Raw genomic sequence first — 12,529 nt, 5'->3', positions numbered from 1 at the left:
AACGCCGGGAGGATGCCGCGCGCGACGGGCCTGGAATGCAGGCGGACACACGGGGCAGGACGCGCATGTTAACACGTCGGCGACGCGCTTTTCGGGAGCGCCGCCGGACGGGGCCGGGCGGGCAGGCCGTCGTTTTCGTCTCCCGGTTCGGCGCTTGATCCGGCCCTCGCTTCCTTGTCCGGACGGCCAATCCGGCCCCATCCACGGCCCGATCGGTCACAATGGGCGACCGTCGCGATGGGAAGTGCCCGGCCCGCACGCCGCAGCGTCGGCCGCCCGGCCTGCCGAGTGCAGCGCCTGCCCGTCCCGCGCCAAATGCCGGCTGCGGCCGCGCATGCGCCGCATCGTGCCGCGCGTTTTGCCGAACGCGCCGGTGTGCGCCGCCGCGCCATGCCAAAATAGCCGGTCGTCCTCGCGCCCCAGCGGCGCGCCCTCTTTTCGTTTCGTACGCAGCCAGGGATTGCCATGTCGTCATTGCTCAGGATTGGTTTGATGGGTTTCGGTTTCGCCGGCGCGACGTTCCACGCGCCGGTGATCGCCACGAGCGGCCGCACCGAGGTCGCCGCGATCGCGACGGGGCAACCCGATCGCGCGCGCGCCGCCTTTCCGGGCGCCCGCATCGTCCCCGATCTCGACACGCTGCTCGGCCTCGACGATATCGACTGCGTGGTGATCGCCACGCCGAACGACACGCACTTCGCGCTCGCGCGCCAGGTGCTCCAGGCCGGCCGCCACGTCGTCGTCGACAAGCCCGTCACGCTCACGGCCGACGAAGCGCTCGCGCTTGCGCGGCTCGCGAACGCGCGCAGCCGCCTGTTCGCACCGTTCCACAACCGCCGCTGGGACGGCGACTTCCTCACCGTGCGCCGCATCGTCGAATCCGGCGAACTCGGCCGGCTCACCTATTTCGCGTCGCACTTCGACCGCTTCCGGCCGACGCCGCGCACGCGCTGGCGCGAGGAGCCCGCGCGCGGCGGCGGCCTGCTGCTCGATCTCGGCCCGCACCTGATCGATCAGGCGCTCGCGTTGTTCGGGCTGCCGGAAACGGTCAGCGCCACGGTCAAGACACGCCGCGACAACGGCACGGCGCCCGATTTCGTGCACCTGCTGCTCGGTTATCCGGACAAGGACGTCGCGCTGCATGCGAGCGCGCTGTCGGCGATCGAGCCCGCGCGCTTCACGCTGCACGGCACGCGCGGCAGCTACCAGAAGTTCGGGCTCGACACGCAGGAAGACCAGTTGAAGGCCGGCCTCACGCCGGATCACGTCGAGTTCGGCGGCGGCAACCCGCCCGGCGTGCTGCGCGTGCTCGACGGCGAGGTCGAGGTCGAGCGGCCGGTGCCGACGCTCGACGGGCAGTACGCGGAGTTCTATCGCGCGCTCGCCGCGTCGGTCCACGACGGCGCGCCGTTCCCGGTCACGCCGCAGGACGCCGTCGACGTGATGACGATCATCGAGCTCGCCGCGCAGAGCGAGCACGAAGGCCGCCGGGTACCGTTCGTGCGTCGCACCGTCTGACGGCCGCCGGCCGGGTCGTCGCCCCGGCCGCAGCCGCCACCTCGCGCCGCGCCGCGCCCGGCTGCGCGCCCCCGTCAGCCGCCACGGCGCCACGATCCCGAACATTCCGTTACAAATGGTGCGGGAACGAAAGTCAGCGGTCGTCCGGTCTGACGCGTTTCTCAAAAAGTCGATCCGACACCAAACCGTCAGGAGAATGTGATGCAACGGTTGATTCGCGCAGCGGCATGCTGCGTCCTGGTTTCCTCGCTCGCGGCCTGCGTCGTGCAGCCGCAGCGGCCGGCCCGACAGGCGCCCCCGCCCCCGCCGCGGCCGAATCCGCAGGTCGTCGCGAACGATCGCCTGCAGGAGGTCCAGGGCCGGATCGACAACCTGCACCGGCGCATCGACGCGCGCGTGAACGGCGGCTACTACCCGCCGCCGTACGGCGCGCAGCTGCACCACCGCCTCGACGTGATCCGCCAGGAAGCGAACGACATGTCGGGCCAGCACAACGGCGGCCTGTCCGGCGACGAGCAGCGCGTGCTGAACCAGGAACTCGACACGGCCGCGCGCGCGATCGGCGAGTAATCGCGGCCATGCCGGCGCCCGCCGGTGCCGGCAGAAGCGGCGGCGCCGCACGCCACCGCTTGTCGCGAAGCGACATTCTTTTGCTCAAATTGACAATGCCCACCCGCTCGCGTACAGTCGCCCGCACGCGTCGGGAGAGCGTGTGACCGCGTAGCAGCAACGCCGGTCGCGCCGCCGAAGGGGCACACCCGCAAACTCTCAGGCAAAAGGACCGACCGCGTCGGGGAATCCCGTCCGCGCATTGCGCGGGCCGCACTCCCCGCACTCTGGAGAGCGGCAGTAGCCCGCAGCACATTGGCTGCGCGGGCAGGCTGCCCACCGAAGGGGCGCGCGTTCGCCGGCTCGTGGCCGCGGCGCAATCTCTCAGGTATCGAGGACAGAGGGGCATGTACCGGATCGTTTCGCAGGCCCCAAGGCCGCGACGGTCGGCACATGGCCGTTCTGACCCGCGCGCAAGCGCCTTGCCTGAGGCCTCGATGACTGCACTGAATCAAACCCCGCTCAACGCCGCGCACCGCGCGCTCAATGCCCGCATGGTCGACTTCGGCGGCTGGGACATGCCCGTCAACTACGGCTCGCAGATCGAAGAACACGAAGCCGTGCGCACCGACGCCGGCATGTTCGACGTGTCGCACATGTGCGTCGTCGATTTCACCGGCAGCCGCGTGCGCGCGTTCTTCGAGCACGCGATCGCGAACAACGTCGGCAAGCTCAAGATCCCCGGCAAGGCGCTCTACTCGTGCCTGCTCAATCCGCAGGGCGGCGTCATCGACGACCTGATCGTCTATTACTTCACCGAAGACTTCTTCCGCGTCGTCGTCAACGCCGGCACGGCCGAGAAGGACATCGCGTGGTTCAACCAGCTCAACGAACAAGGCGGCTACGGCCTGACCATCGCGCCGCGCCGCGATTTCGCGATCGTCGCCGTTCAGGGCCCGAACGCCCGTGAAAAGGTCTGGACGACGGTGCCCGCCGCGCGCGCCGCGACCAGCGAGCTGAAGCCGTTCAACGCCGCGCAGGTCGCCGGCACGCCGTTCGGCGACCTCACCGTCGCGCGCACCGGCTACACCGGCGAAGACGGCTTCGAGGTGATCGTCCCGGCCGTGCACGTCGTAGCGCTGTGGAACGCGCTGCAGCAAAACGGCGTGCGTCCGTGCGGGCTCGGCGCGCGCGACACGCTGCGCCTCGAGGCCGGCATGAACCTGTACGGCCAGGACATGGACGACACCGTGTCGCCGCTCGACGCGGGCCTCGCATGGACGGTCGACCTGTCGGCGCCGCGCGAGTTCGTCGGCCGCGCCGCGCTCGAGGCAAACGGCACGCGCGCCGCGTTCGTCGGCCTGATCCTGCAGAAGGAAAACGGCAAGGCGGGCGGCGTGCTGCGCGCGCACCAGAAGGTCGTCACGCCGCACGGCGAAGGCGAGATCACGAGCGGCACGTTCTCGCCGTCGATGCAGGAGTCGATCGCATTCGCGCGCGTGCCGGCGGCCGTCCAGGTCGGCGACACGGTCCACGTGCAGATTCGAGACAAGCAACTTCCCGCGCGCGTGGTAAAACTGCCGTTCGTGCGCAACGGCAAGGTCCTCGCTGCGTAACGACCGGAAGGCGACCGGGAGGCCGCCTGCCGTGAAGCCGGGAAATGGCGCCCGGCGCAACCACACCCGGCGCGCCCCGGCGGCGCGCCAGCATAACGAACACACCCTTTTATCCAGGAGCATCCGATGAGCAACGTCCCGGCCGATCTGAAGTACACCGACGAACACGAGTGGGTCCGCACCGAAGCCGACGGCACGCTGACGGTCGGCATCACCGATCACGCGCAGAGCACGCTCGGCGACATCGTCTTCCTCGAACTGCCGCAAGTCGGCAAGTCGGTGAACGCGGGCGACGCCGTCGGCGTCGTCGAATCGGTGAAGGCGGCATCCGACATCTACTCGCCGGTGTCCGGCGAAGTCGTCGCCATCAACGAAGAAGCCGCCGACTCGCCGGAAGAAGTGAACAGCGACGCATACGGCGTGTGGCTCTTCAAGATCAAGCTCGCGGCCGGCGCCTCGACCGACAAGCTGATCGACGCTGACGCCTACAGCAAGCTGATCGACTAATTTTCCTTACCCGAACCGCGCGGGGCCGGCCTCGGCCCGCGCGGGACCAGAGTCACGCCATGAAGCTCGAACACCCGGACCGCCTGATGAACCGCACGCCCCTCTCGCTCGCCGCGCTCGAAACGCACGACGCGTTCGCAGAACGCCACATCGGCCCCGATGCCGCCAGCCAGCAGGCCATGCTCGACACGCTCGGCTTCGCGTCGCGCGCCGCCCTGATCGACGCCGTGATCCCGGCCTCGATCCGCCGCGCCGAAACGCTGCCGCTCGGCCCGTTCGCGCAACCGAAGAGCGAGGCCGAAGCCCTCGCCGCGCTGCGCGCCCTCGCGGACAAGAACCAGGTGTTCCGCTCGTATATCGGCCAGGGCTATTACGACTCGCACACGCCGGCCGTGATCCTGCGCAACGTGCTCGAAAACCCGGCGTGGTACACGGCCTACACGCCGTACCAGCCCGAAATTTCCCAAGGTCGCCTCGAGGCGCTCCTGAACTTCCAGCAGATGGTCGCCGACCTCACGGGCCTCGCGATCTCGAACGCATCGCTGCTGGACGAAGCAACCGCCGCGGCCGAAGCGATGACGCTGCTGCAGCGCACCGGCAAGCCGGCGTCGAACGTGTTCTACGTCGCCGACGACGTGCTGCCGCAGACGCTCGAAGTGATCCGCACGCGCGCGCTGCCGATCGGCATCGAGGTCAAGACGGGCCCGGCGGCCGACGCCGCGCAGGCGAACGCGTTCGGCGTGCTGCTCCAGTACCCGGGCGTGTACGGCGACGTGCGCGACTACCGCGCGCTCACCGAAGCGATCCACGCGGCCGGCGGCCATGTGGTCGTCGCGGCCGACCTGCTCGCACTGACCGTGCTGACGCCGCCCGGCGAATGGGGCGCGGACGTCGCGGTCGGCAACACGCAGCGCTTCGGCGTGCCGATGGGCTTCGGCGGCCCGCACGCCGCTTACATGGCCGTGCGTGACGAATTCAAGCGCCAGATGCCGGGCCGCCTGGTCGGCGTGACCGTCGACGCGCAGGGCAAGCCCGCGCTGCGCCTCGCGCTGCAGACGCGCGAACAGCACATCCGCCGCGAGAAGGCGACGTCGAACGTGTGTACCGCGCAGGCGCTGCTCGCGATCATGGCGAGCATGTACGCGGTCTACCATGGCCCGCACGGCCTGAAGACGATCGCGCTGCGCGTGAACCGCATCGCGGCGCTGTTCGCCGCCGGCGTGAAGCAGCTCGGCTTCGCGACCGTCAACGACACGTTCTTCGACACGCTGACGATCGATACCGGCGCACGCACCGCGCAGGTCCACGAATTCGCGAAGGCCAAGCGCATCAACCTGCGTCGCGTGAGCGACACGCAAGTCGGCGTGTCGGTCGACGAAACGACGACCCGCGACGACCTCGCCGATCTCCTCGCCGTGTTCGCGCAGGCCGCTGGCGGCACCGCGCCGGCCGTGGACGCGCTGGACGCGGGCCTCGGCGGCGTCGCCGTGCTGCCGGCCGGCCTCGAGCGCACGAGCGCGTACCTGACGCACCACGTGTTCAACCGCCACCATTCCGAAACCGAAATGCTGCGCTACCTGCGCAGCCTGTCGGACAAGGATCTCGCGCTCGACCGCTCGATGATCCCGCTCGGTTCGTGCACGATGAAGCTGAACGCGACGTCGGAAATGCTGCCGGTCACGTGGCCCGAATTCGGCCGGATCCATCCGTTCGCGCCGGCCGAGCAGACCGTCGGCTACCGCGAGATGATCGACCAGCTCGAGCAGATGCTCGTCGCCGCGACCGGCTATGCGGCCGTGTCGCTGCAGCCGAACGCCGGCTCGCAGGGCGAATACGCGGGCCTCTTGATCATCCACGCATACCACGCATCGCGCGGCGAAGCGCATCGCGACGTATGCCTGATCCCGGCCTCCGCGCACGGCACGAACCCGGCGTCGGCGCACATGGCCGGCATGAAGGTCGTGGTCGTCGCGTGCGACGCGCAGGGCAACGTCGACATCGCCGACCTGAAGGCGAAGGCCGAGCAGCACGCGAACGACCTCGCGGCGATCATGATCACGTATCCGTCGACGCACGGCGTGTTCGAGCAGAACGTCCGCGAGATCTGCGAGATCGTGCATGCGCACGGCGGCCAGGTGTACGTCGACGGCGCGAACATGAACGCGATGGTCGGCCTGACCGCGCCGGGCCAGTTCGGCGGCGACGTGTCGCACCTGAACCTGCACAAGACCTTCTGCATCCCGCACGGCGGCGGCGGCCCGGGCGTCGGCCCGGTCGCGGTCGGCGCGCACCTCGCGAAGTTCCTGCCGAACCAGCGTTCGACCGGCTACGCGCGTGCGGAAGACGGCATCGGCGCGGTGTCGGCCGCGCCGTACGGCTCGGCGTCGATCCTGCCGATCTCGTGGATGTACATCGCGATGATGGGCGCGAAGAACCTGACCGCCGCGACGGAAACCGCGATCCTCAACGCGAACTACATCGCGAAGCGCCTCGCGCCGCACTATCCGGTGCTGTATTCGGGCCCGGGCGGGCTGGTCGCCCACGAGTGCATTCTCGACCTGCGCCCGCTCAAGGAAACGAGCGGCATCAGCGTCGACGACGTCGCGAAGCGCCTGATGGACTACGGCTTCCATGCGCCGACGATGAGCTTCCCGGTGCCGGGCACGCTGATGGTCGAGCCGACGGAATCGGAATCGCAGGAAGAACTCGACCGCTTCATCGCCGCGATGATCGCGATCCGCGAGGAAATCCGTGCCGTCGAGGAAGGCCGCGCCGACCGCGAGGACAACCCGCTGCGTCACGCGCCGCACACGGCAGCCGTCGTCACCGCGAACGAATGGCCGCACGCGTACTCGCGCGAGCAGGCGGCGTACCCGGTCGCGTCGCTCGGCACGAACAAGTACTGGCCGCCGGTCGGCCGTGCGGACAACGCCTACGGCGACCGCAACCTGTTCTGCTCGTGCGTGCCGGTGTCGGACTACGCATAACGCTCGCCGCGCTCCGGAGTCCGGCCGTGACCACACCGCACGCAACCCTCGGTTGCGTGCGGTTTTTGCGTCCGCTGCCTGCCCGATCGATTCACGTTTGCCCGCCAATCCGGCTAACATCACACGCGATCCAGCCAATCAAGGAGTTCCGCATGGTGCGTCCGATGTTTCCGGGCCAGGGTGCCACGCAGGAGCGGCCGCGCACGCGCCGCGTCGTGCCGCTGCTCGTCGCGTCGCTGTCGTTGGCCGCCGGCCTCGGAACGGCCGGCAGCGCGCGCGCGGCGATGAATTTCTGCGCGGCGCCCGCGTTGCAGGCGAGCGAGACGACGCAGGCCGAGCCGGGCGTGCAGGCACTGATCCGCAGCGTCGACGCGCGCATCGGCGAGCAGCCGAAGGCAATGGCGCGCGTGCACACCGAGGGCACGCTGCCGCACGAAGGCATCTACGACCAGAGCGTCGACGCGCTGAAGGACATGGAGCTGATGCGCGATGCCGCGCTCGCGTGGCGCGTGACCAATGCGCCGCGCTACCTGCAGCTCGTCGACCGCTTCCTGTCCGCGTGGGTGTCGACCTATCAGCCGGGCTTCAACCCGATCGACGAGACGCGCTTCGACAGCCTGATCATCGCGTACGACATGACGGCGAGCGCGCTGCCGGTCAAGACGCGTAACGCGACGGCGGCGTTCATCGCGAAGCTCGGCGCCGGTTACGTCGCGCAGATCGACGCGCAGAAGCGCCCGCTCGCCGGCACCTGGCGCAACAACTGGCAGAGCCACCGGATCAAGCTGATCGCGCTGTCCGCGTTCACGCTCGGCGACCGCAAGATGATGAACGCCGCGCAGCGGCTGTTCGTCGAGCATCTCGCCGACAACATCGGCCCGGACGGCAAGACCTGGGATTTCGAGGAACGCGATGCGCTGCATTACGCGGTGTACGACTTGCAACCGCTGGTGACGGCCGCGCTCGCCGCGCGCCGCTTCAACCGCAACTGGCTGCGCGAGCGCGGCGCGAACGGCGCGACGCTCGCGGCCGCGCTCGACTGGCTCGTGCCGTACGCGCTCGGCGAGAAAACGCACGAGGAATTCGTGAATTCGCCGGTGCCGTTCGACGCGAAGCGCCGCGAGGCCGGCTTGCCGGGTTATACGGGGCAGTGGGACCCGAAAAACGCCACCGAACTCTTTCATCTGGCCGCGCGTCTCGACGGGCGCTATGCGCGCGTCGCGCGGCAACTCTCCCCCATGCCGCCCGCATGGCTCGCCGCGTGCCTGCCATTGCAGGCGCGCTAGCATTATTCTTAAAGCAAGGCAGGTATCAAGATGGCAGTCAGCGTGTTTGACCTCTTCAAGATCGGCATCGGCCCGTCCAGTTCGCATACGGTCGGACCGATGCGCGCGGCGCTGATGTTCGTGCAGGGCCTCGAGCGCGACGGGATGCTCGACGCGACGGCCAGTGTGAAGGTCGAGCTGTACGGCTCGCTCGGCGCGACCGGCAAGGGCCACGGCACCGACCGCGGCGTGATGCTCGGCCTGCTCGGCGATGCGCCCGACACCGTCGATCCCGAGACGATCGACGCGCGTCTGGAAGATGTCCGCAAGTCGAAGAAGCTCGCGCTGCTCGGCACGCATCCGGTGCCGTTCGTGCTGAAGGAGAACATCGCGTTCTACCGGCAGGCGCTGCCCGAGCACCCGAACGGCATGAAGCTGCGCGCGTCCGACGCGAACGGCGACGTGCTGGTCGAGCGCACCTACCTGTCCGTCGGCGGCGGCTTCGTCGTGACGGCCGGTGCGCCGAACACGAAGGTGCTGAGCGCGGCCGAGCAGATGACGCATCCGTTCCGCACCGGCGCCGAGCTGCTCGCGCTGACCGAGTCGACCGGCAAGTCGATCGCGCAGCTGATGTGGGAAAACGAGCGCGCGTGGCACACCGAGGAAGAGACGCGCGACGGGCTGCTGAAGATCTGGGCCGTGATGCAGTCGTGCGTGTCGCGCGGCTGCGGGATCGGCAACCCGGAAGCCGACGGCAACCTGCCCGGCCCGTTCCAGGTCAAGCGCCGTGCGCCGCAGCTGTATCGTGCGCTGACCGGCCATCCGGAGCGCGCGCTGCAGGATCCGCTGTCGATGGTCGACTGGATCAACCTGTATGCGATCGCGGTCAACGAGGAAAACGCGGCCGGCGGCCGCGTCGTCACCGCGCCGACCAACGGCGCGGCCGGCATCATCCCGGCCGTGCTGCACTACTACACGCGCTTCACGCCGGGCGCGAACGAACAGGGCGTGATCGACTTCCTGCTGACCGCCGCCGCGATCGGCATCCTGTACAAGCTCAACGCGTCGATTTCGGGTGCGGAAGTGGGCTGCCAGGGCGAAGTGGGCGTCGCGTGCTCGATGGCGGCCGGCGCGCTCGCGGCCGTGCTCGGCGGCACGCCGCGCCAGGTCGAGAACGCGGCCGAGATCGGGATGGAGCACAACCTCGGCCTCACCTGCGACCCGGTCGGCGGGATGGTGCAGATCCCGTGCATCGAGCGCAACGCGATGGCGTCGGTGAAGGCGGTCAACGCGGCGCGCATGGCGCTGCGCGGCGACGGCTCGCACTACGTGTCGCTCGACTCGGTGATCAAGACGATGCGCGAGACGGGCGCCGACATGAAGACGAAATACAAGGAAACGTCGCGCGGCGGCCTGGCGGTGAATATCGTCGAGTGCTGATGCAGGGTCCGGCGGTCATGCGGGTGGATCGATATCCCGCATGACCGTCGGACCCCATCACCGCCATCAATCGTTCAGCCAGTTCTCCAGCCGCAATCCCGGATAGCTGACGAAATCCCGCTCGTTGTTGGTCACGAGCGCGACGTCGAGCGACACCGCATGCGCGGCGATCAGCTTGTCGAGATGATCCTTCTTCCGCCGCTCGACGCCGACTTGCGGATATCGGGCATCACGGCCACTGCCGTCGCGCATGCAGCACGCGGAGGATCTCGACGATCCCTTCGGCCGGTCTGATGCGATACACGAGCACGTGGTTCGGCGCGACCACCAGTTCGCGCGTGCCGGCCACTCGCCCTTGCCGATACAGCTCTGCACGGGCCGGCAACGTGGCGGCCCTTTGTTCCAGCGGTTCGTCGAGTTCGATTGCGGCCTGCGGGTCGTCCTCGCCGATGTAGTCCATGATCGCGGCGCGATCCTCGTACGCCTTCGGATTCCAGTGCAGCGCGAAGGTCAAGAAGCATCCCCTCGCCTGCCCGCGAGCCGTTCACGCAGCTCCGCACGGCGCGACGCGAAGTCGGCGCTCACCTCCTCGTCGGGAATCGACGCGCGCGGGTCGTGCAGCGCCTGCTGCACCTGCTCGCGAAACCAGCGATCGTGGGCCGCCGCCTCGTGTGCCGCCCTCATCGCGGCCGCCCGATCGGGCCGGGTCGCCCGGCCGGCCGCATCCGGGTCGAACTCCGACGCATCCACATCGAAACGGCTGATGCCGATGTCGCGCAGAAAGCCGACCAGCGTTTCAAAGCGGCGAAACACCCGCACGTCGCGTGCAACATCCACGCCCCCGAGCTCCCCACGTTCCGACACTTTTCACCGGCCAGCGTGCCGGCGCCCCGACAACAGGCGTAATCTGTACATCCCGCTACCCAGGGAGACGGCAGCCCATGTCGCATTCCAAGGATCTCGAGCCGCGCGCCACCACCGGCGCGCGACTGCTCGTCGATGCGTTGCTCGCCAATCACGTCGAACGCGTGTTCTGCGTGCCGGGCGAGAGCTTTCTCGCCGTACTCGATGCGCTGGCGGACGACACCGCGCGGATCCAGACGGTCGTCTGCCGCCACGAGGCGGCGGCCGCGAACATGGCGGAAGCGGTCGGCAAGCTGACCGGCCGCCCCGGCATCGCGTTCGTCACGCGCGGGCCCGGCGCGACCCACGCGTCGATCGGCGTGCACACCGCATTCCAGGATTCGACGCCGATGATCCTGTTCGTCGGCCAGTGCGCGCGCGAGCACCTCGACCGCGAAGCCTTCCAGGAAATCGACTACCGCCGGATGTTCGGCCAGATGGCGAAATGGGTCGCGCAGATCGACGACCCGCGCCGCATTCCCGAATACCTGAGCCATGCCTTCCACGTCGCGACGTCCGGCCGGCCCGGCCCGGTCGTGCTCGCGCTGCCCGAAGACGTGCTGTCCGACGCGTGCGCGCCGCAGCCCGTCGTGCCGGCCGCGAAACGCGTCGCGGCGTCGCCGTCGGCCGCGCAGGTCGACGAGCTGCGCGAACGGCTCGCGCGCGCCGAGCGGCCGTTCGCGATCGTCGGCGGCAGCGGCTGGACGCCCGACGCATGCGCGAACCTGCGCACCTTCGTCGAGCGCTGGCAACTGCCGGTCGCGTGCGCGTTCCGCTTCCAGGACACCTTCGACAACGCGCACCCCAACTACGCGGGCGACGTCGGCCTCGGGATCAATCCCGCGCTCGGCAAGCGGATCCGCGACGCCGACCTGCTGCTGGTGCTCGGCCCGCGTCTCGGCGAAGCGACGACGGGCGGCTACACGTTGCTCGACATCCCGAAGACGCGCCAGACCCTGATCCACGTGCACCAGGGCGCGGACGAGCTCGGCCGCGTGTATGCGGCCGACCTGCCGATCGTGTCCGGGATGCCGGAAATCGCGGCGCCGCTCGCCGCGCTCGAACCGCCGGTGCACCCCGCGTGGGCCGGCACGGCCGCCGACGCGCACCGCGCGTACCGCGAATGGCACGCGCCGCTGCCGATGCCCGGCGATGTCCAGCTCGGCGACGTGATGGTGCAGCTGCGCGAGCGCCTGCCGCACGACGCGATCCTGACCAACGGCGCCGGCAACTACGCGATCTGGCTGCATCGCCACTTCGCGTACCGGCACTTTCGCTCGCAGCTCGCGCCGACCAGCGGCGCGATGGGCTACGGGCTGCCCGCCGCGCTCGCCGCGAAGTCGCTGTATCCGTCGCGGGCCGTCGTCGCGCTCGCCGGCGACGGCTGCTTCATGATGGCCGGCAACGAACTCGCGACCGCGATGCAGTACGGGCTGAACATCGTCGCCATCGTCGTCAACAACGGGCATTTCGGCACGATCCGCATGCATCAGGAGCGCAACTATCCGGGGCGCGTGCACGGCACCGGGCTCACGAACCCCGATTTCGCCGCGTATGCGCGCGCGTTCGGCGCGCATGGCGAGACGGTCGAGCGCACCGCCGACTTCGCGCCGGCACTGGAGCGCGCACTGACCTGCGGGCTGCCGGCGCTGATCGAGATCCGCATCCCGCAGGACGCCAGCACGCCGGCCGCGACGCTCGAGCAGATCCGCGAGCAGGGCCGCCGCGCGCGCGGCGCGTGATC

At 69.4% G+C, this 12,529-nt stretch carries 9 protein-coding genes, 2 pseudogenes and 2 riboswitches; of the genes and pseudogenes, 8 read left to right on the top strand and 3 right to left on the bottom strand.

Features of this window, described 5'->3' with window-relative positions:
- Positions 1 to 465 precede the first annotated feature (465 nt).
- The 7 genes from DIE16_RS25895 (at position 466) to DIE16_RS25865 (ending at position 9,882) form a co-directional block, all read left to right on the top strand.
- On the top strand, positions 466 to 1,518 hold the full coding sequence (locus tag DIE16_RS25895; RefSeq protein ID WP_044848371.1) for an oxidoreductase: 1,053 nt from the start codon (positions 466 to 468) through the stop codon (positions 1,516 to 1,518).
- A gap of 201 nt (positions 1,519 to 1,719) precedes the next feature.
- Positions 1,720 to 2,088 carry a hypothetical protein gene (locus tag DIE16_RS25890; RefSeq protein WP_044848372.1) on the top strand — a complete coding sequence of 123 codons (369 nt, stop codon included), beginning with the start codon at positions 1,720 to 1,722 and terminating at the stop codon, positions 2,086 to 2,088.
- Positions 2,089 to 2,209: 121 nt separating this feature from the next.
- Positions 2,210 to 2,313: riboswitch (glycine riboswitch) on the top strand.
- A 31-nt stretch (positions 2,314 to 2,344) separates the two neighbouring features.
- A riboswitch (glycine riboswitch) is annotated at positions 2,345 to 2,478 on the top strand.
- A gap of 86 nt (positions 2,479 to 2,564) precedes the next feature.
- Entirely contained in the window at positions 2,565 to 3,683 is a 1,119-nt protein-coding gene (gcvT, locus tag DIE16_RS25885) for a glycine cleavage system aminomethyltransferase GcvT (RefSeq protein ID WP_124520466.1), read from the top strand.
- Positions 3,684 to 3,809: 126 nt separating this feature from the next.
- A complete protein-coding gene (gene gcvH / locus DIE16_RS25880; RefSeq protein WP_044848374.1) occupies positions 3,810 to 4,190 on the top strand; it encodes a glycine cleavage system protein GcvH in 381 nt (126 codons plus the stop codon).
- 59 nt (positions 4,191 to 4,249) lie between these two features.
- A complete protein-coding gene (gcvP, locus tag DIE16_RS25875; RefSeq protein WP_124486850.1) occupies positions 4,250 to 7,177 on the top strand; it encodes an aminomethyl-transferring glycine dehydrogenase in 2,928 nt (975 codons plus the stop codon).
- Between the two features lie 152 nt (positions 7,178 to 7,329).
- Positions 7,330 to 8,463 carry an alginate lyase family protein gene (locus DIE16_RS25870; protein WP_124571375.1) on the top strand — a complete coding sequence of 378 codons (1,134 nt, stop codon included), beginning with the start codon at positions 7,330 to 7,332 and terminating at the stop codon, positions 8,461 to 8,463.
- A gap of 30 nt (positions 8,464 to 8,493) precedes the next feature.
- The gene (locus DIE16_RS25865; RefSeq protein WP_124486848.1) at positions 8,494 to 9,882 is read left to right on the top strand and encodes an L-serine ammonia-lyase; all 1,389 of its coding nucleotides are present in this window, start codon (positions 8,494 to 8,496) and stop codon (positions 9,880 to 9,882) included.
- A gap of 66 nt (positions 9,883 to 9,948) precedes the next feature.
- On the opposite strand, the pseudogene DIE16_RS25860 reads toward DIE16_RS25865, so the two are convergent.
- The 3 genes and pseudogenes from DIE16_RS25860 to DIE16_RS25850 all read right to left on the bottom strand — a co-directional run.
- Positions 9,949 to 10,080: pseudogene (locus DIE16_RS25860) on the bottom strand (VapC toxin family PIN domain ribonuclease); the annotation flags it as partial.
- A 31-nt stretch (positions 10,081 to 10,111) separates the two neighbouring features.
- Positions 10,112 to 10,396, bottom strand: coding sequence for a type II toxin-antitoxin system RelE/ParE family toxin (locus DIE16_RS25855; protein WP_124486847.1), 285 nt, complete (start codon positions 10,394 to 10,396; stop codon positions 10,112 to 10,114).
- Positions 10,393 to 10,704: pseudogene (locus tag DIE16_RS25850) on the bottom strand (hypothetical protein); the annotation flags it as partial. The pseudogene DIE16_RS25850 and the gene DIE16_RS25855, both read right to left, overlap by 4 nt.
- Positions 10,705 to 10,823: 119 nt before the next feature.
- Between DIE16_RS25850 and DIE16_RS25845 the strand changes: the two are divergent.
- Positions 10,824 to 12,527: a thiamine pyrophosphate-binding protein gene (locus DIE16_RS25845; RefSeq protein ID WP_124893674.1), complete on the top strand. Its 1,704-nt coding sequence runs from the start codon at positions 10,824 to 10,826 to the stop codon at positions 12,525 to 12,527.
- Positions 12,528 to 12,529: the final 2 nt, after the last annotated feature.

The sequence above is a fragment of the Burkholderia sp. Bp9090 genome (assembly GCF_003857985.1).
In the GTDB taxonomy this organism is placed as follows: domain Bacteria; phylum Pseudomonadota; class Gammaproteobacteria; order Burkholderiales; family Burkholderiaceae; genus Burkholderia.
The sequence above is the reverse complement of the archived record's forward strand: the minus strand, read 5'-3'. Positions and strand labels throughout refer to the sequence as shown.

Excerpts from the sequence above, each read along its gene's own strand:
- gcvH (WP_044848374.1), top strand. The coding sequence starts at position 3,810 with ATGAGCAACGTCCCGGCCGATCTGAAGTACACCGACGAACACGAGTGG.
- DIE16_RS25870 (WP_124571375.1), top strand. The coding sequence starts at position 7,330 with ATGGTGCGTCCGATGTTTCCGGGCCAGGGTGCCACGCAGGAGCGGCCG.
- DIE16_RS25865 (WP_124486848.1), top strand. The coding sequence starts at position 8,494 with ATGGCAGTCAGCGTGTTTGACCTCTTCAAGATCGGCATCGGCCCGTCC.
- gcvT (WP_124520466.1), top strand. The coding sequence starts at position 2,565 with ATGACTGCACTGAATCAAACCCCGCTCAACGCCGCGCACCGCGCGCTC.
- DIE16_RS25890 (WP_044848372.1), top strand. The coding sequence starts at position 1,720 with ATGCAACGGTTGATTCGCGCAGCGGCATGCTGCGTCCTGGTTTCCTCG.
- gcvP (WP_124486850.1), top strand. The coding sequence starts at position 4,250 with ATGAAGCTCGAACACCCGGACCGCCTGATGAACCGCACGCCCCTCTCG.
- DIE16_RS25845 (WP_124893674.1), top strand. The coding sequence starts at position 10,824 with ATGTCGCATTCCAAGGATCTCGAGCCGCGCGCCACCACCGGCGCGCGA.
- DIE16_RS25895 (WP_044848371.1), top strand. The coding sequence starts at position 466 with ATGTCGTCATTGCTCAGGATTGGTTTGATGGGTTTCGGTTTCGCCGGC.